Source organism: Azospirillum sp., from assembly GCF_035627195.1.
Classification (GTDB): Bacteria; Pseudomonadota; Alphaproteobacteria; order Azospirillales; family Azospirillaceae; genus Azospirillum.
The window spans coordinates 22,405-45,656 of sequence record NZ_DASPMG010000106.1; the positions used below are offsets into that span (position 1 = coordinate 22,405).

The 23,252-nt window shown below is 66.1% G+C and carries 19 protein-coding genes, 1 tRNA gene and 3 pseudogenes; 18 read left to right on the forward strand and 5 right to left on the reverse strand.

Going from position 1 to position 23,252, the window contains the following annotated elements; translation table 11 throughout:
* From VED21_RS09595 to VED21_RS09610, 4 genes are all read left to right on the forward strand, one after another.
* A complete protein-coding gene (locus VED21_RS09595; RefSeq protein WP_324882120.1) occupies nucleotides 1-699 on the forward strand; it encodes a fumarylacetoacetate hydrolase family protein in 699 nt (232 codons plus the stop codon).
* A gap of 86 nt (nucleotides 700-785) precedes the next feature.
* Entirely contained in the window at nucleotides 786-1,244 is a 459-nt protein-coding gene (locus tag VED21_RS09600) for a MarR family transcriptional regulator (protein ID WP_324882121.1), read from the forward strand.
* Between the two features lie 36 nt (nucleotides 1,245-1,280).
* Nucleotides 1,281-1,889 (forward strand): hemerythrin domain-containing protein, encoded by a 609-nt coding sequence (locus tag VED21_RS09605; protein ID WP_324882122.1) that lies wholly within the window; start codon nucleotides 1,281-1,283, stop codon nucleotides 1,887-1,889.
* Nucleotides 1,890-1,970: 81 nt separating this feature from the next.
* Nucleotides 1,971-3,173 carry a 3-hydroxybenzoate 6-monooxygenase gene (locus VED21_RS09610; RefSeq protein ID WP_324882123.1) on the forward strand — a complete coding sequence of 401 codons (1,203 nt, stop codon included), beginning with the start codon at nucleotides 1,971-1,973 and terminating at the stop codon, nucleotides 3,171-3,173.
* Nucleotides 3,174-3,228: 55 nt separating this feature from the next.
* On the opposite strand, the gene VED21_RS09615 is transcribed toward VED21_RS09610, so the two are convergent.
* Both VED21_RS09615 and VED21_RS09620 read right to left on the reverse strand, forming a co-directional pair.
* Complete coding sequence (locus VED21_RS09615; protein WP_324882124.1) at nucleotides 3,229-3,504, reverse strand: ribbon-helix-helix domain-containing protein; 276 nt, start codon at nucleotides 3,502-3,504, stop codon at nucleotides 3,229-3,231.
* A 157-nt stretch (nucleotides 3,505-3,661) separates the two neighbouring features.
* Nucleotides 3,662-3,759, reverse strand: a tRNA-Leu gene (locus VED21_RS09620).
* 108 nt (nucleotides 3,760-3,867) lie between these two features.
* On the opposite strand from VED21_RS09620, the gene VED21_RS09625 reads away from it, so the two are divergent.
* The 9 genes from VED21_RS09625 (at nucleotide 3,868) to VED21_RS09660 (ending at nucleotide 12,368) form a co-directional block, all read left to right on the forward strand.
* Entirely contained in the window at nucleotides 3,868-5,127 is a 1,260-nt protein-coding gene (locus tag VED21_RS09625) for a tyrosine-type recombinase/integrase (RefSeq protein WP_324882125.1), read from the forward strand.
* Between the two features lie 164 nt (nucleotides 5,128-5,291).
* Entirely contained in the window at nucleotides 5,292-5,492 is a 201-nt protein-coding gene (locus tag VED21_RS38960; RefSeq protein ID WP_414638171.1) for a helix-turn-helix transcriptional regulator, read from the forward strand.
* Between the two features lie 10 nt (nucleotides 5,493-5,502).
* Nucleotides 5,503-5,739, forward strand: a complete 237-nt coding sequence (locus VED21_RS09630) for a hypothetical protein (protein WP_324882126.1) — start codon at nucleotides 5,503-5,505, stop codon at nucleotides 5,737-5,739.
* Nucleotides 5,739-6,680 (forward strand): helix-turn-helix domain-containing protein, encoded by a 942-nt coding sequence (locus tag VED21_RS09635; RefSeq protein ID WP_324882127.1) that lies wholly within the window; start codon nucleotides 5,739-5,741, stop codon nucleotides 6,678-6,680. The genes VED21_RS09630 and VED21_RS09635 overlap by 1 nt, the downstream gene beginning before the upstream one ends.
* Nucleotides 6,681-6,703: 23 nt before the next feature.
* A complete protein-coding gene (locus tag VED21_RS09640; protein ID WP_324882128.1) occupies nucleotides 6,704-7,435 on the forward strand; it encodes a hypothetical protein in 732 nt (243 codons plus the stop codon).
* A gap of 408 nt (nucleotides 7,436-7,843) precedes the next feature.
* Entirely contained in the window at nucleotides 7,844-8,932 is a 1,089-nt protein-coding gene (locus VED21_RS09645) for a S49 family peptidase (RefSeq protein ID WP_324882129.1), read from the forward strand.
* A 171-nt stretch (nucleotides 8,933-9,103) separates the two neighbouring features.
* Nucleotides 9,104-11,437 (forward strand): hypothetical protein, encoded by a 2,334-nt coding sequence (locus tag VED21_RS09650; RefSeq protein ID WP_324882130.1) that lies wholly within the window; start codon nucleotides 9,104-9,106, stop codon nucleotides 11,435-11,437.
* 242 nt (nucleotides 11,438-11,679) lie between these two features.
* Nucleotides 11,680-12,006, forward strand: a complete 327-nt coding sequence (locus tag VED21_RS09655) for a hypothetical protein (RefSeq protein ID WP_324882131.1) — start codon at nucleotides 11,680-11,682, stop codon at nucleotides 12,004-12,006.
* A 26-nt stretch (nucleotides 12,007-12,032) separates the two neighbouring features.
* Complete coding sequence (locus VED21_RS09660) at nucleotides 12,033-12,368, forward strand: hypothetical protein (RefSeq protein WP_324882132.1); 336 nt, start codon at nucleotides 12,033-12,035, stop codon at nucleotides 12,366-12,368.
* A gap of 34 nt (nucleotides 12,369-12,402) precedes the next feature.
* Here VED21_RS09660 and VED21_RS09665 read toward each other — a convergent pair whose 3' ends face one another.
* Nucleotides 12,403-13,296, reverse strand: a complete 894-nt coding sequence (locus VED21_RS09665; protein WP_324882133.1) for a nucleotide-binding protein — start codon at nucleotides 13,294-13,296, stop codon at nucleotides 12,403-12,405.
* Between the two features lie 357 nt (nucleotides 13,297-13,653).
* Between VED21_RS09665 and VED21_RS09670 the strand changes: the two are divergent.
* The 3 genes and pseudogenes from VED21_RS09670 to VED21_RS09680 all read left to right on the forward strand — a co-directional run.
* Nucleotides 13,654-14,838: pseudogene (locus VED21_RS09670) on the forward strand (tyrosine-type recombinase/integrase); the annotation flags it as partial.
* A gap of 253 nt (nucleotides 14,839-15,091) precedes the next feature.
* Nucleotides 15,092-15,385 (forward strand): helix-turn-helix domain-containing protein, encoded by a 294-nt coding sequence (locus VED21_RS09675; RefSeq protein WP_324882134.1) that lies wholly within the window; start codon nucleotides 15,092-15,094, stop codon nucleotides 15,383-15,385.
* A gap of 54 nt (nucleotides 15,386-15,439) precedes the next feature.
* Nucleotides 15,440-15,952 (forward strand): annotated as a pseudogene (locus VED21_RS09680) (ArdC-like ssDNA-binding domain-containing protein); the annotation flags it as partial.
* A 100-nt stretch (nucleotides 15,953-16,052) separates the two neighbouring features.
* Here the strand turns inward: VED21_RS09680 and VED21_RS09685 are convergent.
* Together VED21_RS09685 and VED21_RS09690 are read right to left on the reverse strand one after the other, a co-directional pair.
* Complete coding sequence (locus VED21_RS09685) at nucleotides 16,053-16,343, reverse strand: hypothetical protein (protein ID WP_324882135.1); 291 nt, start codon at nucleotides 16,341-16,343, stop codon at nucleotides 16,053-16,055.
* 336 nt (nucleotides 16,344-16,679) lie between these two features.
* Nucleotides 16,680-19,100 carry a putative bifunctional diguanylate cyclase/phosphodiesterase gene (locus VED21_RS09690; protein WP_324882136.1) on the reverse strand — a complete coding sequence of 807 codons (2,421 nt, stop codon included), beginning with the start codon at nucleotides 19,098-19,100 and terminating at the stop codon, nucleotides 16,680-16,682.
* Nucleotides 19,101-19,290: 190 nt separating this feature from the next.
* Here VED21_RS09690 and VED21_RS09695 point away from each other — a divergent pair.
* Together VED21_RS09695 and VED21_RS09700 are read left to right on the forward strand one after the other, a co-directional pair.
* Nucleotides 19,291-19,883: pseudogene (locus tag VED21_RS09695) on the forward strand (transposase); the annotation flags it as partial.
* A 406-nt stretch (nucleotides 19,884-20,289) separates the two neighbouring features.
* A complete protein-coding gene (locus tag VED21_RS09700; protein WP_324882137.1) occupies nucleotides 20,290-22,803 on the forward strand; it encodes a response regulator in 2,514 nt (837 codons plus the stop codon).
* The last annotated feature ends 449 nt before the right edge of the window (nucleotides 22,804-23,252 follow it).

A 23,252-nucleotide genomic window follows, 5' to 3' on the forward strand; every position in this document is an offset into this window, starting at 1 on the left:
ATGACCGAGTACGTCTTCCCGGCGCCCGCGATCCCGTCCGTCCCGGTGCGCGGCACCGACGCGCGCTATCCCGTGTCGCGCATCTTCTGCGTCGGTCGCAACTACGCGGCGCATGCCCGCGAGATGGGCTTCGACCCCGACCGCGAGCCGCCGTTCTACTTCACCAAGCCGGCCAACGCGCTGGTGGCGTCGGGCTCCACCGTCGCCTACCCGCCGGGCACGGCCAACTACCACTACGAGATGGAACTGGTCATCGCCATCGGGAAACCGGTGTTCCAGGTGCCGGTGGACCACGCGCTGGACGCCGTGTGGGGCTATGCCTGCGGCCTGGACATGACGCGCCGCGATCTGCAGATGAAGGCCCGCGAGATGGGCCGCCCCTGGGACCTGGGCAAGGCGTTCGAGGATTCCGCCGTGATCGGCGAACTGGTGCCGGCCAGCCAGACCGGCCACCTTTCCAAGGGCCTGATCCAGCTGACCGTCAACGGCACGGTGAAGCAGAGCAGCGACCTTGCCGCCCTGATCTGGAGCGTGCCGGAGGTGGTCTCGCACCTCTCGCAGTTCTACCACCTCCAGCCCGGCGACCTGATCTACACCGGCACGCCTGAAGGGGTCGGCCCCGTGGTGGCGGGCGATACGCTGGCGGGCGAGATCGCCGGCGTGGGCACCATCGCGCTCACCGTCGGACCCGCGGAATGAGGGGGCGGAAGGCCGCGGCGGATGGGAAGGGGCGGGCGTCCGTGGTATCCGTGCGGTCTTCCTATCCCGTGGACGCGAGAACCCTCATGCCGCCCGGAGACCTGCACCTCAAGCCCGGCTTCCTGATCCGCCGCGCGCAACAGATCGCCGTGTCGATCTTCCTGGACGAATGCCGGGACTTCGACATCACGCCGATGAACTACGCGGTGATGAAGGTGCTGAAGGCGACGCCGGACCTCGACCAGATCACGCTGGCGCACCGGGCGGCGATCGACCGCTCGACCATCGGCGGCCTGGCCGAGCGGCTGGAGGAGAAGGGCTGGATCCGCCGCATGCCCGGCACCGAGGATCGGCGGCAGAAGCTGCTGTCGCTGACCGAGGAGGGAGAGCGGGTGCTCGCGTCCGTCGAGCCGGCGGTGGAGCGCACGCAGCGCCGCATCCTGGGACCGCTGTCGCCGGAGGAGTGCGCCACCTTCATGGCGCTGCTGGAGCGCATCGTCGACGAGAACAACGAGGCCAGCCGCGCGCCCTACAAGGTGGGGTAGCGCGGCGAGACAGGCCGCAAGCGAAGGAATCGTGAGATGCACGTCGGTCTGCGGCTCATCCGCGACGAACACCGCACCCTGGCGGCCGTCGTCGACGGCCTGTCCCAGGTCGCAAAGGAAATGGCGGCCAAGGAAACGGCGTCCGGACGGGCCAAGCCGGACTTCGCCCTGCTGGACGCCATCATCGCCTACATCGAAGGGTTCCCGGGCCAGCTCCACCACCCCAAGGAGGACAGCGTCCTGTTCCCCGCCGTGCAGCGCCGCACGCACGACCTGGACGCGGTGATCGCCGAACTGCACCGCCAGCACGACGAGGACTACCGCCGCGTCGGCGCCCTGCGCGAAGCGCTGGCGCAATGGCGCGCCGGTGCCGACGCGGGGGAGGGTGCCGCCTTCGCCGAGCAGGCAGCCGAATACGCCCGTTTCACCATGCGCCACATCGCCGTGGAGGAGACGCAGATCCTGCACGCCCTGCCCACGCTGCTGACGGCGGAGGACTGGGCGGAGATCGACGGCGCCTTCGACGCCAACCAGGACCCGATGACCGCGCCGGGGCTGGCCGACGACTTCCGCCGCCTGTTCCAGCGCATCGTCCTGCTGGCCCCGGCCCCGCTGGGCCTCGGCGGGGCCCCCGGCGGGTCTTAATGCGGCCAGATAGACAGTATACTGATTATCATTGGATATCACTACTAACCGAACAACCGACAAATCCGAAGGGAGCGAAACATGTCCGGAACCGCAAAATTGAACATGGTGGTGGCGGGCGGCGGCATCGGCGGCCTGTCGGCCGCGCTCGGCCTCGCCAACAAGGGCTGCAAGGTCACCGTGCTGGAGCAGGCCCCGGCGCTGGGCGAGATCGGCGCCGGCATCCAGATCGGCCCGAATGCCTTCCACGCCATGGACTACCTGGGCGTCGGCCCGGCCGGCCGCGAGAAGGCGGTGTACATCGACAAGCTGGTGATGATGGACGGCGTCAGCGGCGACCTGATCGCCGAAATGCCGGTGGACGAGCCGTTCCGCCAGCGCTTCGGCAACCCCTACGCGGTGATCCACCGCGCCGACCTGCACGGCGTATTGCTGGACGCCTGCCGCGCGCACGCGAACATCACCCTGGTCACCAGCCAGCGCGTCGTGGCCTACGAGAACACCGCCTCGGGCGCCGTCGTGCGCACGGAATCGGGCGAGACCTTCGCGGGTGACGGCGTCATCGGCTGCGACGGCGTGCGCTCCAAGGTGCGCGAGCAGCTGACCGGCGGCGACCAGCTGCGCCTGTCCGGCCACGTCGCCTACCGCGCCGTGCTGCCGATCGAGCTGATGCCGGAGGACCTGCGCTGGAACGCCGCCACGCTGTGGGCCGGGCCGAAGTGCCACATGGTGCACTACCCGCTCCAGGGCTGGAAGACCTTCAACCTCGTGGCGACCTTCCAGACCGACGTCTCCAACGTCGGCACCAACGAGCCCGGCACGCGGGACGAGATCCTCGGCCGCTTCGGCGACGTCGTGCCGCGCGCCCGCAAGCTGCTGGAGAAGCCCAGCGAGTGGCGCCGCTGGGTGCTGGGCGACCGCGAGCCGATCGGCAACTGGACGGACGGCCGCGTGACCCTGCTGGGCGACGCCGCCCACCCCACGCACCAGTACTTCGCGCAAGGTGCCTGCATGGCGCTGGAGGACTCGGTCTGCCTGTCCGACATGATCGCGCGGTTCGAGGGCGACCTGCCCACCGCCTTCCGCGCCTACCAGGAGGAGCGCATCCCGCGCGCCTACCGCGTGGTGCTGTCGTCGCGCGAACTGGGCCGCGTCTACCACGCCACCGGCGTGGAGCGCCGGGTGCGCAACGCGTGGCTGGGCTCCAAGACGCCGGAGGACTTCTACAACAGCCTGCAGTGGCTCTACGGCGGCACCGGCCTGTCTGCCGCCAAGGCCGCGTAGCGGAAAACGGCGTGGCGCGCGATCCGTCGGCGGGCCGCGCGCCTTTCGCTTGGTTTCAACCCTCCGCCGTCGCCGGCACCCGCTGCCGCAGCGCCGCCAGCGCGCGGTGCTGCTCGGCGACGAACACGCGCAGGACCGACGCCATGCTGGCGCCGCTGCGCAGGGCGGCGGTGTTCTGCCGCTCCAGCGCCTCGATCAGTTCGCTGGTCGTCTGCCCGCGCGACCGCGCGAGGCTGTCGAGCGCGTCCCAATAGTACCGCTCCAGCCGCAACGAGTTGCGCCGCCCCGACAGCTTGGCATAGCGGGTGATCCGCTCGAACGAACTGGACATCCTCTCCTCCAGGCCCACACTGCATACAGGAATACGCGCGTGCGCGGAGGGGCGCAGTGACGGCGGTCACAGGGATATCCAATCCTTAGTTGCCGCCTGCCCGAAATGGTTCCCAAACAAAAACCCGGCCGAAGCCGGGTCTGTGTCGTGAAACCGTTGGTGCCCCAGGCCGGACTCGAACCAGCACGCCCTTTCGGGCAACAGATTTTGAGTCTGTTACCGCACGTGGTGCTGAGTGATACCCGCTGTCCTGGCCGTTGATATTGCTGAACTGCCATGCGACCTTGTGTCCTCAAATCGGATGGGATGTTCGCCAGTGTGGTGACGCGCTGGTGACGCGCATCACCAAGTGAGGGGCGGGGCATGGCGGCTGAACGGGATGAACACGACGGCGCGAAAGATGGCGCCGTTAAGCTGACCAAGCGCATAGTGGAAGGGGCGACGCCGCGCGATCGCGACTACATCCTTTGGGACGTGAAGGTCCGAGGGTTCGGCGTTCGGATCGGGCGGGGCGGGACCCGAAGCTACGTTCTAGACTACCGGGCGCGCGGATCACGCAAGCGCATTGTGGTCGGGCAGCATGGGCGCCCCTGGACGGCCGACACCGCACGCGACGAAGCCTTGAGGCTATTGGGAGAGATTACCGAAGGCGCCGATCCCGGTGCCGACCGGAAGCAATACCGGACCGCACCGACAGTGGGCGACGCCGCGGACCGCTACCTTGAAGAACACGTCGCCGTTCACAACAAGCCATCGACCGCGAAACAGGCGCGCCGGTTGGTCGAAACGAAAATTCGCCCCCAGTTAGGGAGGATCAAGGTCGCCGATCTGACGCGCCGCGACGTCCGGGATTGGCATTTCGCGATGCGGCTGACACCCCGCGAGGCGAACTATGCCTTGGCTGTGCTGTCGAAAATCCTGTCGCTGTGCCACAAGGATTGGGAGTGGCGGGAAGACAACCCGGCAATCGGCGTGAAGCGGTATAAGGAGAACGCCCGCGAGCGGTTCCTAAATGAAGCAGAACTATCGACCTTGGGCAAGGCACTGACAGAAGCCGAAGCGGTCGGCGCTGAACTTCCGGGCGTGATTGCGGCAATCCGCCTGCTGGCGCTAACTGGCGCCCGACGCAGCGAAATTCTAGGCCTGTTGTGGAGCGACGTCGACTTCGATGCGGGATGCTTCCGGTTGCGGGATGCCAAGACGGGCGCCCGTCCGATCCCGCTCGGGGCGACCGCCCTGATCGTGCTGTCGGACCTTCCGCGCCATGGCCCATTCATCGTCCATGGTTCAGACCCCAACAAGCCTCTTTCGGGAAGCACCCTGGAACACGCTTGGCGCCGCATTGCGGGCAGGGTGGGTCTGACAGACGTGCGGCTTCACGATTTGCGACACGGGGTTGGGACCTTTGCCGCCCAAGCCGGGGCGAACTCCTTCGCAGTCCGTGATCTGCTAGGTCACAAGACCGTGGCGATCACATCCCGATACGTCAACCGCGACGTTGATCCCCTTCGTGCCTTGGCCGACGCGGTTTCCAGTCGGATTGGAGCGGCGATGGATGCCCGGCCAGAAAGTCTAGCCGAGGTGATACCGCTCGATTCGGGGCGTTCAAGGGCGAAGCGCTAGGGGAGTTTTGGTAGAGCAGGGGAATTAAGGCGGCGCAAATCGTTGTGCCGCCTTTGTTATGTCAAAATGACATCCGCACAAATCTATAGCAAAATGCCATAGTGTTGACGGCCAATATGCGTCTGGAATAGCCCATCCCTGTCAGTAACGCTTAGGGTGTGGCTATGGAACGTCGTTTATTGAAGCCCGAAGAGGCGGCTAACGTGCTTGGAATGTCCTTGGCCTGGATCAACAAGGGGCGTATTGCGGGGTACGGCCCCCGCTTCTTGAGGATCGGTCGCCGAATTTTTTACGATGCTGCCGATATTCAGCGGTGGCTTGACGAACGGCCGCGACACCAGTCGACGTCCGAAGTCGCCGGTTGAGGAATGCCCAATGACCGCCGAAGTCATTGCGTTCCCGAAGGCGCCCCAGAACGCCCGCTACATGGCGCCTCTGGCCGACTGGAAAAGGGCGTTTGCGTTCTTTGACCGGTCCCGGTACCTCCCCGATGCGTCGGCCGTGATCCGCTTCGCGGGCGATCTTGTGGAAGCCCTGCCCGGCGTGGGCTGGACGCCGACTGTCCTTCACCTCTCCCGGTTCATCCTGAACCACTTGGCGTGGGGCCGGTAATGGCCGACCCCCGTCCGTCCGACAAGCTGAAGCTGTTGCTTGCGGTTGCGACTGCGGGGCGCCTGTCGACGTCGGCCGGCAAGGCGTCCCCGCCGTCCGCCGCCATGGTCGTCCTGGTGTTGCTGTTGGACTACCTGGGGCCGGACGGTTGTTTCCCCGCCGCGGAAACCCTCGCCGCGGATAGCGGCATGAACCTTCGGACCGTCCAGCGTGGCTTGGACTGGTTGGCCGAAGGCGGCTGGATCAGCGTTCGCGGGCACGAGGAAAGCCGGCGCGCGGGCGGGCGAAGCAACCGTTATGCGTTCAACTTCGAAGGGGCTGAAGGGGCCGTCCAAGCCCTGTACGCCGATCGTCGCGAGCGCCGGGCCGCCCGGAGGGGACGTGGACAAACTACGGCGGTTTCGTCGCATGTTGCTTCAAGCATTGCTTCTGGCATCGCTACGGCAGAAGTGTCGCAGTTCAGCAGTGAAGGCGACACTGCGGCAAATCCGCCGCAGTTCACGGGCGCAGGCTTTGTGGCAGAAACGCCGCAATCCGATTCCGTGAACTACGGTCATTCTGGGGACGAACTACGGCATTCGGTGCCCGAAACTGCGGCAAGTCTGCCGCATGAATCCGTTACTGAACCCGGTAAAGGAACCCGTGATTTTGGCGCCTCCCTTCGGGACGCGCCCAAGGCTCTCGTGCCCGCCGATATCGAAGCCGCCTTCGGGCGGTTCTGGTCGGCCTACCCATACCGGGTCAACAAGATTCCGGCCCGAGAAGCTTTCACAAAATTGCTGACGTCTGGCGCGGCGACCGCCGACCAACTGATCGACGCAGCGAAGCACATGGTCGCTACCGCTTCCGCATGGGAGCAGCGCGACCGAACGAACTTCTGCCGGCCGAATTCCTGGCTGAGTTGCGGCCTGTGGAAACAGCACCTCCCCACCCACGCATAACCTCTCACCACAAGGGAAACACCATGGAACTGGATCTGAAGACCATCATCGGCCCGAAGGCGGCGAAGAAGTCGTCCGCCGAACTGACCGCCGATCGGGAGCGCGTTGCGGCTGAACTCGCCGCAACCGAAGCGCGGCTTGGCGAGCTTCAGAAGAAACGCCCCGCGATCCTGAAGTCGTTCGACGACGCGGCGGCCGAAAGCCACGATCGCGAAATCGGCGTCGCCCAGCGGCAGGTTGACCGCCTGATCGTCGTTCTGGACGAACTGGAAAAGCTGATCGGCAAGGCTCAGATCCGGGAAGAGGGGAATCGCCTGGACAAGCTGGAAGCCGATACCAAAGCCGCGGTCCAGGACGTGCTTAAGGATCTTCGGGAAGTCTACGCCCCGGCGGCGAAGCAGATTGCCGGCTTCCTGGAAAAGTGGCGCCGCGTCCAAGAAATGGCGATGCGCAACAGCAAGGAACTGTTCGCCGCAGGTCGCCCGTATCCGGGTACCCCTGAAGGATCTGCCCGCATCGAGCCGCAAAAAGTCATCCCGGAGCGGGAGGAAACGGAGACTGTCGACGGTGGCTACGAATATGAATACGACGATCAGGGCCTTGTCGTCCGGACGAAGCACAGGGGGCTGCGCACCATAACGCGGCGCATTCCGGAAGAGAGGATCTCCGGGCGGTGCCTCCCCCCCCTTGCCGACACCGTCGTCTTGCCCCCGCCCCGCTTCGACGACGCGCCGATCTGGCCGCCGCGCCGGTAGGACGCCCACCTATGCGCCCGTCCGCCTGCCCCTACCTTGTGCCCACTCCCCGACGTTGAGCGCGATGAGCGGCCGTCTGGCGGGCGTGGTGGGCGGTCGCGGCGCTTCATCTCCCGATGCGCCGGTCGACCGAGCCGTCGGACGGCGTCCCCGCCAGTCCAGCGGCACCACCCCGGCGGGGTCGGAAGCGAGCAACATTGTTGCGCCGATTGGGGGCTTGGGTCCTTCTGGCGGGGTGGCGGTGCGGTTAATTCTAACCACGCCACCGGGCTAGCCGCAGGGTCTCCAGAACCACTTTTATGTTTACTTCTGCCCGCCCGCGAAAAGGCCAGAAACCGAGGAAATCAGGGCTTTCAGAACATAAAAACCGCCCTGTTTCCGCTAATGCCAAACATCAATGGACCTACCATGAACCACTTTACTTCTGCCTTCGCGGAGCCTTGGGCGATTACCGCCGACGGCTTCATCAGCGTGAAGGCGATTGCGGCCGGGCCGCTGGCCGAAAAGTTCGGCGCGCTGTCCGCCGAAGATGACCAGCCCCTTCTTGGGACCACAACGGCGACCATCCGCGACGGCGTCGCGATCATCCCGGTCCGCGGGCCGCTGTTCACCCGGTCCAACTGGATCACGCGGGCTTTCGGCTTCGGCGCCTATGACGTGATCGCCCGCGACTTCCGGACCGCCATGCGCGACCCGGCGGTCAAGTCGATCGTCCTCGACGTCGACTCCCCCGGCGGCATGGTCACGGGCACGGCCGAACTGGCGTCCCTGGTCTTCCAGGCGCGCGGGCAGGGGAAGCCGATCATCGCCTTCGCTGGCGGCATGATGGCGTCCGCCGCCTATTGGGTCGGGTCCGCCGCCGACCGCATCGTCGCTGCGGAAACTGCGCTGCTCGGGTCGATCGGCGTCCGCCTAGACGTGACCGACACCAGCGAGCGGGACGCGCGGTCAGGCGTGAAGCGGCGGACGATCGTCAGCCGGCAATCGCCCTTCAAGGCGGACGACCACGTCAGCGAGGAAGGGCGCGAGCGCGTTCAAACCGTCGTGGACGGCTTGGCGCAAGTGTTCGTCGAAGCCGTCGCCCGGCACCGCGGCACGACTGCGGACGCCGTCGTCGCTGGCTACGGGAAGGGCGACGTCATGGTCGCCCGCGACGCGAAGGCGGCGGGCATGGCCGACGACCTGGGCACCTTTGAAGGCATGATCGGGGTTCCCGCATGGGGAGGGAATTTCAGCGCCAGCGCGGCGCCTTCATCCCCCCATCCCATCCAGAAACCGGCGTCCCGCGCCAAGGCGATGAAGCCGAAGAAGACGCAAAGCGCGCTGAGCGCCTACGCGGATCGCATGGCGGCCCTGGAAAGGAACTCCGCCAGAACATTCCGTGACGCGGTGGAAAAGGCGTCGCGGGAATCGCCTAACCGCAGCGTTCCCCCCACGCGCCCCGCATCCGAAGAAACCGACGTTGCCGCGATCGTCCGGCGCATCATGGAGGCGTAATCATGGCGTCGAACGACCCCAGCGTAATGATCAACATCGGCGGCAAGGTCGCGGCGCTTCCTCTGATCAAGTCCAGCCGACTGCCAAAGCCGATGAAACTGACGATCTAGCAGTCCGCATTGCGACAGCTTGAACAGAAAACCAATCAAACTTTTGAAAGGCACATAGCAAATGGAAAATCTGCCGACTTACCCGAATGCCGCTTTCCCGGCCGTGCCGGTGATCGCCGAAGACGACCCGGTCGAAGGTGGGATCGGCGGTGTCGACAACCGGCCGCATGAGGCGCTGGCGGAACGCACCGACCACCTGAAGGCGCGGGTCGTTACGGCCGAAGCCGCGATCGCCGACCACGGCGACCGCCTGGACGTGCTGGAGGTGTCCGACGCCGCCGCGGTGGCGCGGGCGCTTGGCCTGTTCTGGCTCTACAACGACGAAGGGTTCGCGTGCGAACTTTTTGCCGGCCGCTACGTGCTGCGCGACGTCGCCCCGCTGGGGGGCGTCGCCACGGTGGCGGGGGACGACAGCGTCGACGTGTCCACCACGGCGCCGCTGCGGGTCGGCGAGGCTTATGCCATCGCCACCGGGGCCGGGCTGGTGCAGGTGGTGCAGGTGGCGGAAATCCTGTCGTCCACCCGCTTCCGGGCGGCGTCGGACGTCGCTGTGACCGTAACGGGCGGCACGCTGTCCCGCACCACGTGGACGGTGGGCGCCGGCTTCGCCGTGGCGGCGCCGGGATCCGTCTACCTGTCGCAGCCGGTCGACGTGCTGCGCTACTACGACGACGGCCGGATCATCGTCCGCCGTGACGCCACGGACGGCGCCCTGACGGTGGCGTCGCGGGCGCCCGGCGGCGGGCCTTGGGTTCCGGCCACGTTGCTGGACGTGGCGGAAGCCGCCCCCGGCACGCGCGACGAAATCTGGTCGGTCAACGGCGGCCCCTTGGAACTGCGGATCGACGTGACGGCCGGGCCGTCGGCGGCCCCGGTGCGCGTCGATCATATCGTCGTGTGCACGGCGCCGCTGGCCGGCGTCGCGGCTTTCGTCCAGCGCCCGGCCGTCGTCGCCCCGGCGGCGGGCGCCGTGAGCGTTGGCGAGACGCCGACCATCACCGGCACGGCGTACCGCTCGCTCTACGGCATTGCGCAGGCGGACGCGCAGTTCCAGGTGTCGACGCGCGACGACTTCGCCACGCTGGTGCTGGACGAACTGGCCGGATCGGGCGTCGTGGCGCACACGGTTTCGGCTGGCGCGCTGTCAACCGATACCGTGTATTTCTGCCGACTGCGGTACAAGGATGCGGACGGCAATTGGAGTGCGTGGAGCGCGCCGGCCGGGTTCACCACCAGCGACGTGTTCACCTACATCCGGCGCCCCCTCAACGTGGCGCCGGCCGCGGGCGCAACCGGCGTAGCGGTGACACCGACCCTGCAATCGTCGCCGTTCGGCGTGGCCGGCGGCGCGGATGCGCACGCCAAGAGCCAATGGCGCGTCGCCACCGACGCTGGGTTCACGGCGGTGGTCTACGACAGCGGCGAAGTGGCCGACCTGACCAACCACGCCGTGCCGACGCCGCTGTCCACCGTCACCACCTACTACTTCAGCGTCCGCCACAAGGGCGCGGCGTTGGGGTGGTCTGAGTGGTCGACAGCCACGCCGTTCACCGTTCAGGCCCGCGCCGAAGCCCCGCTGAACGGGTCTCCCGCAGCGGGCGCAACCGGCGTATCCGTCACGCCGACGTTGCAGGTTTCGGCGTTCTTCATCCTGGGCGGCACCGACACCCATGTGAAATCGCAGTACCAGATTGCCACCGACGCCGGGTTCACGGCGATGGTCTACGACAGCGGCGAAGTGGCCGACCTGACCAGCCACGCCGTGTCGATGGACCCCGACATTGCCGGACTTACCCTGTACTACTGGCGGGCACGGCATAAGGGCGCGGCGACTGGATGGGGGGCGTGGTCCGCGCCCACCTCATTCACCACCGTCTTGCCGGCTGGATCGCAGCTTTTCAACGTGCCAGGGATATACCAGTTCTACCCGCCAGCCGGCGTCACCTCCGTGATGGTCAAGAAGTGCATCGGCGGCGGCGGCGGCGGCGGCGATGATACCAATCCGCACGATACCGGAGACACCTACGGGGCGAACGGCGGCGGTGGCGGCATCGCCATCAAAGCCAACATCCCCGTTACCCCCGGTGTTCCGGTCCCGGTCACGGTGGGCGTGGGCGGAGCGCGCGCGCAGCCGGGCGGTTCATCCTCATTCGGAGTGGCTGTTACGGCAACTGGCGGCAAAGACGGCGATACGGACAACGCGAGTCACGTTGGTGCCAACGGCGTGGGCATTGGTGGCGACGTCAACCTTTCCTGGGTCCAGTCCGAAGCAACCATCAATGGCGTTGTGTATGGCGCGGGCGGCAGGGGCGGCGGCGGTGACAACAACCCCGGCGTTGCGAACGGCTCGCCCGGTGGCTCTGGCGCCGTGTGGATTTCGTGGGGGAATGGCTGATCCAAAGGGAACCCGGTCCGGCGCGAGTCGGGCCGGGTTTTTTGTGCCCGCATGGCGGTTCGGAATATTTCGCCGTCATAAAATGGCGGACCGTCAAAGTTTCCATGACGGGTCGGCCTAAAGTTGCCTGTGACGATACTTTTTCTTTCAGCCCGGCGCGTGTGCCGTATCCTTGGGGCGCCCGGCGAGTTGTTCCAGCAACCCGCCGGGCTGACCATCCCACGACACCAGGAGTCGACAGAATGGCTACCCACGACCTTATCCAAGCACGAACCGCGGCGAAATCAATTCCTGCCCCGACCGGCGATCGCCCGGCGGCCGGCGGGGTCAGCTTTGCCGTGCGGGCGGCGGCGGAGTTCCCCATCCTCGCATCCACCGCCTTCAAGACGCTGGCCGCTGGCGCCATGCTCGCCGCGCTTCGAGGTGACGCGATCCCGCCGGGCAGCGCGGCGCATTCCGCCCTTCAGTGCCTTCGCCTTGCCGCGGACGGGGCGTCGCGTGACGTCCGCGCCTGGGCAGCGTTCGTGACGCACGTCGGCGCCGTGTCCGCCGCGCTGCACGGCGCCTGATCCACCTTCCGCCAGCGGGGCGCGCCGTGGCCGACGATCCTAAAGACCCGTCCGAGGCGCGCCCGCCGACCGCACCGGCCGGCGACGTCTACCTTGATTTCGAAGGCGTGCGCGACGCCGTCGCCGAACTTGGCTTCCCGAAGCCCGAACGGGTGACGGTGGTCGGATGGGCCGACCGGAAAGTCCTCCCCTTCTTCAAGGGACTGGACGGGGTCCGCTACATTTCGAAGCGGACCATTGTCGAATTTTTCCGCAAGCGGCAGGAAGAAGCGGTTTGGAAAAAGTTGGCCCGTGAAGCCAGACCCGCAGCTGGCATCGCGCCACAGCGGCGGCGCGGCCGACCACCAAAGTGCCGTGTCTGATCCGCATTGTAGGCCGCGCTAGACTACCGCGGGGTTACGCGCGTGCCGCCTTCCGGAAATCCACTTCGAAGCCGGCAGCATCAAGTTCGTTGGCTAGTTCCGTTTTCCAGCGTCCCCGATCATCCATTTCCGTGTAGACGACGCCTGAAAAGTCGGTCGGGATTTCCAGCGCGCCTTTCAGAAGTGGCAAGACCCGGCCGCGACCAAGCGTGCCAACGAAGTAGCCAAGTTCAGCAATTACGTTCTGACGCGCGCGCGGCTGGAACTCTTTGGCATCCTTCGGCCCGCCTATGTCGTCGGGCGTCAGAAGAACGACAGCGAAACCGACATCGGCGTTCCGTTCGAATTTCTCAATAATGGTGTCGCCCCGATTCGCCTGTTCATGTAAGATAATCGGCTCAAATCCCATCGCTTCCAGAAAGCGTGCGACCGCAAGCTTTGCAGCTTCATCGCGTCCGTGTACTACGAAGACTTTTCTGTTTGAATGGTCGCGTTCTTTATTGCCCTGCCCAGTGTGCAGGGTGGCGGATGGCTCTGGAAATAAGTCTAAGCGTTCAACGATAGATTCCAGGCACTCGACATAGGCTCCCATTATCTTTCGGAAATCCTGAATTTCCTCTTGTAAGGAGTCGACGCTAAACATCCAATAGCGCAGTTGTTCATCAAACTGCGTCTTTGGCTCATCATTGGTGAAAAGCACCTCAAGAAGGTGGGAGGAAAAGTCCTTCCATTTCCGTTTGGCCGACTCTAATTCTTCAAGTTTGCCTCTCGAAGTGATGCTTGCATCTCGAAGGGCCTTGCCTTTGTTGATCTGCCCGGTAAGGCGCTGGGCGGCATCAATCCGAGACGTGGTTAAGGCGAGTGGCGGCTTAGGTGCGACGGGGGGAGTAGTGGATTTGCGGGGCGGCATGGAGGTGGCTTCGCTCAAAGTTTGGCCGATTCTGCGACCTCCGAACCGACATGCAAATCGCGCCGGGTGGTGACGCCCTGGTGATGCACTCTGCGTCACCAGGGCGCCGAAGGCTGGCAGCAACGGCTAGGCCGTTGAAAAATATGGTGCCCCAGGCCGGACTCGAACCAGCACGCCCTTGCGGGCAACAGATTTTGAGTCGTTAAATCAAGGCTATCCTATTTTTATCCGGCTCTGCGATATTGTACGATAACGACTTGATCCATCTGGATTTTTTCGGTCGTGCATTCATCCTGTCCTAGCCGGAACCACGCCACCGTTGGATTTCTGGCTGCTCCTATGCTGCTCCTGGAATCCAGCCCCCTGGAGGGTAGGATGCCCAAACTGAAGCTCACCAAAACCGCCGTCGACACCGCGCTTGTCAGGGACAAGGACTACGAAATCCGCGACACCATCGTACCCGGTTTCCTTCTGAAGGTCACCCCGGCCGGCCGGAAAATCTTCATGGTGCAATACACCACCGGCAACGGTCAGCGCCGCAAGCCCGCCATCGGGCGCTTCGGCGAGATCACCGTCGAGCAGGCCCGCTCCATCGCCCAGGACTGGCTGGCCAACGTGCGCAAGGGCGGCGACCCGAGCGCCGAGCGATCCGCCGCCCGAAAGGCGCCCACCATGACGGAACTGTGTGACCAGTTCATCCGCGACTACTCCGAGACCCGGAACAAGCCGGCCACCATCCGCACCAACCGGGGCTACGTCAGGACCCACATCGTTCCGGCGCTGGGGCACCTGAAGGTCGCGGACGTGACCCGGGCCGACGTGACCGCGCTCATGAAGCGGATGGAGCGGTCGCCGATCAACGCGAACCGGGTGCTCGCCTGCCTGCGCAAGATGTTCAACCTGGCCGAGGTTTGGGGCTATCGGCCGGATGGCTCCAACCCGTGCCGGCACATTCCCAAATACCCCGAGCGTGGTAAGACCCGGCTGATCACCGATCCTGAGCTGAAGACGCTGTATGCTTACCTGGAGCAGGCGGATGTCGAGGGGCTGGAGCATCCCTTCCTCACCCTCGCCATCCGGCTCCAGTTTGAGTTCGCCGCCCGCATGTCGGAGATCGTGCAGCTCGAATGGTCCTGGGTCGATTTCCAGAACAGCCGCGTCGTCTGGCCCGACAGCAAGACCGGCGGGATGTCGAAGCCGATCAGCGCCGAAGCGCTCCGCATCCTCGAAGCCGCTCCACGCATGGAGGACTCCCCCTACGTCTGCCCGTCGATCTTCGATCCGACCAAGCCCATGGGCAAAGCCACCTACTATCACGGGTGGAAGCGCATCCTGAAACGGGCGGGCCTCCCGCACATCGGCACCCACGGCATCCGGCACCGGGCCGCAACGGACATAGCCAATTCCGGCGTGCCGCTGAAGGTCGGCATGGTCCTCACCGCCCACAAGACGGTGACCATGTTCATGCGCTACGTCCACACCGAGGATGATCCGATCCGTTTCGCGGCCGAGGCGGTGGCGGAACGCCGGAAGAGCGTCATTGCCGGTCGCCGGCCTTCCACCCGAACAGCAGAAGCTCCGTTGACGCCTGCGCCGCTTCCTCCCGCCATGCCAGATGCCGAACCGCCCCCCATGTCCGATCCGCCCGAGTCGGTCGGCGAGAAGCCGCCCGGCTATGACGATGGCCAATATACGTCCCGGACGAGGGTCGGAAACTACCGCCCGTTCCGTCATCGGGCCGGGGCCAATCGCGCGCTGCCGCCGGGAACGAAGCGCAGCGGCAAGAGCAGCAATCTGGCTGGGGAGACGAACGATGGCTGAGAAAAAGAAAGCTCAGCAGCTATGGCCGACGCCGGACACCATCCGGCGCGCCCAGTTCGCCGACGAGGCCGGGCCAATCCGTTTCGTCGACACTGAGGCGGCGGCCCGTTATCTGACGCTGACGCCGCACACGCTCGAATGCTACCGGTCGCTGGGCGGTGGTCCGGCATTCTACAAGTTTGGAAAGTGGGTCCGCTACGCTGTCGAGGATCTCGACGCCTGGGCGGCGGAACGTCGCTGCACAAGCACCGCTGAAAAGGGAGAGGAGCGAAGGGGGAGACCGTGACGGGCTTGGAAGCGGGAGGAGAGGCCTCCGGCTGCCCCGTCGTGGAGACCCGCCATGACCGATGCCTCGCGAACCGCCCGCTCCGGTGGTGCACGCGCCAGCCTGTACGCCGAGATCCCCGCCCGCAATCGCCGAACTGGGAGCCGGCCGGTTGCCCTGGGTGCAGCCTTGGGGCGGGGCGGGCACCGCCTCCCTCGGCCTGCCGCGCAACGCCTCCTCCGGCGCGCCTATTCGGGGATCAACGTCCTGATCCTGTGGGGCGCCGTCTTCGCCGGCGGCTTCTCCGGTCAGAACTGGCTCACCGACCGGCAGGCCCAGGCGGTCGGCGGCAACGTCCGCAAGGGCGAACCCGGCACCACCGTCGTCTACGCCGACCGCTTCATTCCCGACGACGAACGCCGACGCGCGCGGGATGCCGGGAATGAGCCCCAGGCAATCTCCTTCCTGAAGCGCTTCACGGTTTTCAATTGCGCCCAATGCGAGGATCTGCCCAACGGCATCGCCATGGTGCCGCCGATCCCGGAGGGGCTGATCCTGCCGCGGGTCGAGGCGCAGACCGCCGGCACATAGGTCCAGACATACCTGGCGATAAAGCGCTCCGCGCGGGCGCGCAAGGTGTCGAGACTAGTCATCTGGAGTTTCCTAGTGTGCTGCATTCATGTGTTAGTCAGCGCTGGATGTCCGCGCATCCGGCGAAGACGGGATCAAGGAGAAGCCAAGCCCCTTGGCGGTGGAGGGCGGACAGGAAGCCCTCCTTGTCCGATCGGGCGACGATGACGTTACCGAAGGCGCCGGCGCGCAACGGCAGACCGCCCGCATCGATCACCCGGCGGAGAGCCTCCGTTGTGGACACGCCAGGGCCGAAGACCGCCGCGACCGGAGCATGATCGTCCACTGCCCTCCCCTTGAGGGCCAGCGGCGCGCCAATCACGCCAGCCGACAAAAGAAACACCGGCATAAACGCCCTTAGACCACCCATGGCTTCCCCGGCCCGAATAACCAAACTCGTTTATCTACGGACGGCCGTTAAAAACGGATTTCCCGGACTGAGAAAATTTTTCCGCCTTGCGCGTGGGTCTTTCTGTTTCTGCCATGAGTTATAAAATTAGCCTTTCCGCCGGCAAATAAATCAACAGACAATACTCGGGAAAGATGCTCGCGTCTGCATTGGGCATGACCCAAGGGTCGCTTCACCCAGCAAGACAAGGGGGCACGTTTCGGGGTCGTCACCGTAACCGGCATCGGACAACCGACGGAGCAGCACTCGGCGCACCGCACTGGGCCGTAACGCCGTTCAGCGGATCGTCATGGGAATGAGCGCTCGAGCCGTATGTGGAGCGGGGGCTTGCCGCATGGCAATCCACGTCTGCAGTTCCGCCAGCGGCATGGGGCGCGCGACGAGATAGCCCTGCATCATGTCGCACCCGGCACTCCGCAGGAATGCCACGTGTGCTTCTGTTTCCACTCCTTCGGCGATGACGGACATTTCCAGCGCCCGCGCCAGCCGGATGATCAGGCCGACGATCTCGGCATCGCGGCTGCCTGGCTGTACCTTGCCGAGGAAGGAGCGGTCGATCTTGATGGCGTCGATGTCCAGGTGGCGCAGATACACCAAGCTGGAATAGCCGGTGCCGAAATCATCCAGTGCCACCTCCACGCCCAGTGACCTCAGTCGGTTCAAGGTGGCAAGCGCGCGGTCGGGGTCACCGATTACGGCGGTTTCCGTGATCTCGATCTGCAACTGGCTCGGGTCGATGCGGTGCAGCCGGGTCACACGGTCCACCTCCGCGGCCAAGTCGCCGCGGTTGATCTGAGCCGCGGCGACATTAACCGCCACGTGGAGCGGCCCGAAGCGCACTGCGTTCCAATCGGCGATGGCCCGGCAGGCCTCGTTCAACACCCAGGAACCGAGTGGCTGGATCAGCCCCACCTCCTCCGCCAGGGGAATGAACTCGGCGGGGGAGATGTCACCCCGCTCGGGATGCTTCCAGCGGATCAGGGCTTCCACGCCGCACAGCTCGCCGGTAGCAATGCAGACCTTCGGCTGATAGTCCAGCCGGAAATCGCCCTCCTCGACGGCGAAACGGAGAGCAGGAACGAGGGCGAGGCGCTGCTCGGCGGCCTGGGCCATCACCGGGTTGAAGTAGCGCAGCGTGTTGCGGCCGGCGGCCTTGGCCGCGTACATCGCCGCGTCGGCGTTCTTCAGCAGTGTGGGCAGGTCCGTTCCGTCATCGGGGAACACAGCGATGCCAATAGAGGCGCTGGGATGCAGCGTCTGCCCATCCAGCGCCACGGGCTTGCCGAGTTCGGCGAGGATCTGCTCCGCCACGTGCGCGGCGTCGTTAGCGTTCGCCAGCCCCTCCGTAAGGATCACGAACTCGTCGCCTCCCATGCGCGCGACGGGGTCCGACGGACGGACCGCCCGCCGCAGGGCGGCGGCGACCATGACCAGCAGCGTGTCGCCCGACGGATGGCCGAGTGTGTCGTTGACCACCTTGAAATGGTCGAGGTCCAGCAGCAGGATCGCCAACGTGCGTCCCTCCCGCGCTGCGCACCGCACCGCGTGCGCGGCACGGTCGGCGAACAGGACACGATTCGGCAGGCCGGTCAGGGTGTCGGTGTAGGCCAATTCTTGCACGTGCCGGTTCGACCGCTCCAGCGCCTGCGTCCGTTGCCGGACACGCTCTTCCAACTCCTGCTCGCTCCGGCGCAGCCGTTCGTTCGCGGCGGACAGCGCCATCCGGGTGCGGTACTGGCTCAGGCTAAGGACGGCAAGTCCCGCCGCGCACAGGAGGACAATTGCCGAGAATCCGAGCGCATTGGTCCGCAGGAATGCCGCGCGCTCCTCCATCGGACCGAAAATCTCAGTTTCGGACAATTGAACAGCGACGATCAGCGGGCTATGCGACAGCCTCCGGTATGCGGTCCACAGTGCGCGGGAATCGACATGGCTTACCACCCGGACCACGTCGGCGGCCGGTTGCGCCGGGTCGAAGTAGGGACGGGCGGGGTCCAGCTCCCGCCCGATCCATGCCCGCCGGGCGGGATCGTCATTGCCGGTACGCACCATACGGATAACGCGGTCGCTGCCGATGATCGAGACCACCCCCTCCTGCCCGACCGGCAGGTCGTGGGCGAGTTCGGCGAATTCGTAGGGATTGATCGAGAACACCAGCACCCCGGCGAAACGACCATCTGGATGGTCGATGCGTCGCGTGAACTGCAGCGTCCAGCGCTGCGACAGGCGGCCGCGCAGCGGTTTGCTAATGAACAGCCGGTCCTCCCGGCTGTCCGCCGGGCGGTCCCGGTGCACCAGGAAGTGCTCCCGGTCACTGAGATCCTGGCCGGCCGTGTGGGAAAGCGTGGAGTCGATCAGGCGGCCGTTGGCGTCGATCCGCGCGATCTGGATGAGCGCAGGATCGTCGAAGCGGTGGCGGAGCGCAGCCAAGCGTCCGGACGCCAGCTCAGCCACCTCCCCCAACTCGTCGCGAATGTGCAGAAGTGCGTGGTCGATCCGTTCGATGCGATCGATGAGCCGCGCCTCAAAAGCTCGGGCGAAGTCTGCCGCTTGGCCACGGGCCGCCGCTTCCGTCATCGTCCGGTCGTGGGCGAGCTCGGTAAGGGTGGCGTTCCACAGATAGGCCAATGTGAGGCTGGTGAACGCCGCAATCAGAGCCAACCCGCACCAGAGAGACTTCTTCTCAGACTTGAGCATCCCACCTTGAGGCTGATCAGGCATTGCTCACCACTTCGACAACACTCCCTAGCAAAGGAACTTGAATACGACTATGTGCCTATTGCTAAGGTGGTGGTGTTGACAATCGGTAAATACGCTCAAAACTGACCTGAGACCGGAAAATTCCTCCAGCAATGGGTAGAGTCCGTCATCGAGAGGAGACGGACGCATGAGACGCAGCCGGTTCAGCGAGGAGCAGATCATCGGCATCCTGAAGGAGCAGGAGGCCGGTCAGAAGACGGCGGACGTGTGCCGCCGGCATGGGATCAGCGAAGCGACCTTCTACACCTGGAAAGCCAAGTACAGCAGGCTGGAGGTCTCCGAGGCCCGGCGGCTGAAGGCGCTCGAGGACGAGAACACGCGGCTGAAGAAGCTGCTGGCCGAGGCCATGCTGGACAACGCCATCCTGAAGGACGTCGCCGCAAAAAAATGGTGACGCCCGCGGCTGTGCGGAGTGCCGTTGCTCATGTCCGTGCCAACCACGGCGTGAGCGAGCGGCGGGCGTGCCTTGTGCTGGGAGCGGATCGCTCGACCGTGCGCTATCGCTCCCGGCGCCCGGACGATGCTGCTGTCCGCGAGCGGCTGCGCGAGCTGTCGCGCCAGCGGCGCCGTTTCGGATACCGCCGGTTGCATCTGCTGCTGGCCCGCGAGGGCCATGCCATGAACCAGAAGAAGCTTCGCCGGCTCTACAGGGAGGAGAAACTCCAGGTGCGCCGGCGCGGTGGACGCAAGCGCGCCTTGGGCATCCTCGGAAGGCTTCCACATGAAGCGCCGGTGAACCGGATCATCGGCACTCCTGAGGGAGCGGTAGGCCGTGCAGCCGGCACCGAACGTCTGTCGTTGCCCTGGAACCGGCGACGACAGACGTTCGACACCCGGTGCGCGACAGCGTTGCTCTGTGGGCCACCCAGCAGGCATCATCGCTGCCTGCCCAAACCATGCCGATGCGTTGCCGGCGTCGGCAGCGGGACTGGATCGGTGGGCGGCGGCGCGCCAATCGCCGGCTGTGGCGGGACGATGATTGCAGTGTCTCCGGGGCTGATGGTGTCCCCCCCTGCCGGCCCACTCGCATCCGTCATGAAGAGACTACGACCACCCGACGGATGGAACGGAACGGGGTGATGGGCTATGCCTGTGCGTTCCGTCCGCTGATGCACGGTTTTTGGGAATGAAGAAGCCCGATAGCACCCTGAGAGCCCTGAAGCGGATGCTCGCCGCAGCGGTGGTCGTCCCCCTCGTGCTGGCGGGCGTTCTGGGTTGGCAGGGGTATGGACAGGCGCAACGCGATGCGGAAGCGACGGCGGACCGGAGCGCGCGCGTGCTGGCCGACCATGTGCGCGCCCTGCTGCAGGTCCACGTCTTCGCCACCTCACGCGCGGCCTCCCGCCTGACGACCAGCAGCGCGGAGCGGCCGACGACGCCGGACGCGCTGCACGCGATGCTCGTCCGCTACGTGTCGGATTCGCCCGAACTGGCGGCGTTGACGGTCATTGGCCCGGACGGGCGGCCGACCGCCAGCAGCGCCGACCGAGTCCAGCCGGACCTCTCCTTCGCCGACCGGGCCTATTTCAAGGCGCTGCGCGACGGCGGCCCGCCCACCCTGATCGGGCGGCCGGTGGCGGACCGCGTCACCGGCGTCACCATCCTGCCCTTCGCCCGCCGTATCCAGGGCGCCGACGGCGCCTTCGGCGGCGTCGTCCTGTCGGCCCTGCCGGTCGCACCGCTGGTCGATTTCTTCCGCACGCTGGGTGAGGCCAAGGGGCGCTCCATCACCGTGGCGCACACCGACGGCACCGTGCTGCTGCGCGAGCCGGAGACGACCACCGGCGTCGAGGTCATGGAGCGCGCCAGCGGCTTCATGCGGACCATCGCCGCCGCGCCGCAGGGCGGCACCTACCGCACCACCTCGGTGCTGGACGGCATCGAGCGGCTGCACGTCGTGCGCCCGGTCGCCGGACACGATGTGTACGTCAGCGCCGGCATCGAGACATCGGCCATCCTCGCCAGCTGGGTGCGCGAGAGCGGTCCGCTGGTGGGGCTGACGCTGCTGGCCGGGCTGGCGCTGGCCGGGACGGCGGCGGTGGCGCTGCGCCGGGCGCGCGGCGAGTTGGCGGCCTACGCCGAACTGCGCACCGAGGTGGAACGGCGTGAGGCGGCGGAGCACGCCCTGCGCCAGTCGCAGAAGCTGGAGGCGGTCGGGCAGCTGACCGGCGGCGTCGCGCACGACTTCAACAACCACCTCCAGGTTATCGGAGCCAACCTTCAGCTGCTGCGCGGCCGGGCACTGGACGGGGAGGCCCTGTCGCTGGTCGGCAACGCGCTGGCCGGCGTGGACCGCGCGGCGACGCTGGCCTCGCGCCTGCTTGCCTTCGCACGGCGCCAGCCGCTCAGCCCGAAGGTGGTGAACCTCGGCCGCGTCGTGCAGACCATGACCGACCTGCTGCGCCGCACGCTGGGCGAGTCCATTGAGATCGAGACGATCGTCGCCGGCGGCTTGTGGAACACCAGCGTCGACCTCGGCCAGCTGGAGAACGCCATCCTGAACCTGGCGGTCAACGCGCGCGACGCCATGCAGGGGCGCGGCAAGCTGACCATCGAGGCGGTCAACGCCGAGCTGGACGATGCCTACGCCGCGCGCCACGCCGAGGTGACAGCGGGGCAGTACGTGCTGGTGGCGGTCAGCGACACCGGTGCGGGCATGCCGCCCGAGGTGCTGGAGCGGGTGTTCGAACCGTTCTACACCACCAAGCCGGCGGGCGAGGGGACCGGCCTGGGGCTCAGCATGATCCACGGCTTCGTCAAGCAGTCGGGCGGGCACGTGAAGGTCTACAGCGAGGTGGGGCAGGGCACGACGGTCAAGATCTATCTGCCGCGTGTGAAGGCCGCGGAGCAGAAGCAGACGGACTGGGCGGCGGAGGTGCGCGGCGGCACCGAGCGGGTGCTGGTGGTGGAGGACGACCCCGATGTCCGCGCCGCCGCCGTGGCGCTGGTGCGCTCGCTGGGCTACCGCACCATCGAGGCGGCGAACGCGGAGGCCGCGCTGAACCTGCTGGACAGCGGCGCCAGGGCGGACCTTCTGTTCACCGACGTGGTGATGCCCGGAACGATCAACACCCGCGACTTCGCGCGCCGCGCGCAGGAAGTCTGCCCGGAGTTGAAGGTGCTGTTCACCTCCGGCTACACCGGCAACGCCATCGTCCACCACGGCCGCCTGGACGAGGGCGTGTCGCTGCTAAGCAAGCCATACAGCCGTGAGGCACTGGCCGCCAAGCTGCGTCAAGTGCTGGATTTGCCGGCAGCGGCGGACCCCGGCGTCGTGGGGCCGGCGCGGCTGTCGGTCCTGGTGGTCGAGGACGACGCGCTGGTCCGTTTGACCACCCTGGAGATGCTGGATGACCTCGGCCATCACGCGTTGGAGGCGGCCGACGCGGAGGAGGCGTTGGAGGTCCTGGCCAGGGTGCCGGTTGACGTGCTGTTGACCGACGTGGGGCTGCCCGGCATGTCGGGCAGCGACTTGGCCGAGGAGGCGCGGCGCCGCAAGCCCGGCATCGCGGTGGTGATGGCCACCGGCTACGCCGGCTTCTCGCACCCGGGTGCGGCCACCCTGCCGAAGCCCTACAGCCGTGAAGGTCTCCAACGCGCGCTGGCCGAAGCCGTCAGCCTGCCCCATCAAACAGCATAGAGCCCCGGGCAGGCCGGGGTGCGTCTGCATAGGTGCGGCGGGTTGAGAGGTGCGCTGGCTTCACACGCCTGTTGCCGGTTGAGTGCCTGCGATGGCGTCATCCTGGGCATCCTGTCGCTGGCCTTCCGGGCTTGATGCTGGTGGTGACGGTCAAGCACGTCACCGTCGTCAAGCACAGCCGCAATCTTCCCAGCCGCTCCGCCGAGCTCGCCCTCAACGTCCCGGTCTGAATCAAGCTCGCCATGTTCCGTCAGTGCCTCCGCCGACTCTGTCTGTCAGACACTGCCCAAACAAGCGTCAGGCGCAAACCAACGGTGTGCACCAAACGGGAACCACAGGTCCCGCGCATTTTCCAACGTAAAAGCGAAATGGTTCGTCTGACCCGGCTTTCCGCAAGGTTTGCCACCCGGTTGCGGATCGGCATAGGATAGCCAGCCACCAGTTTTGCT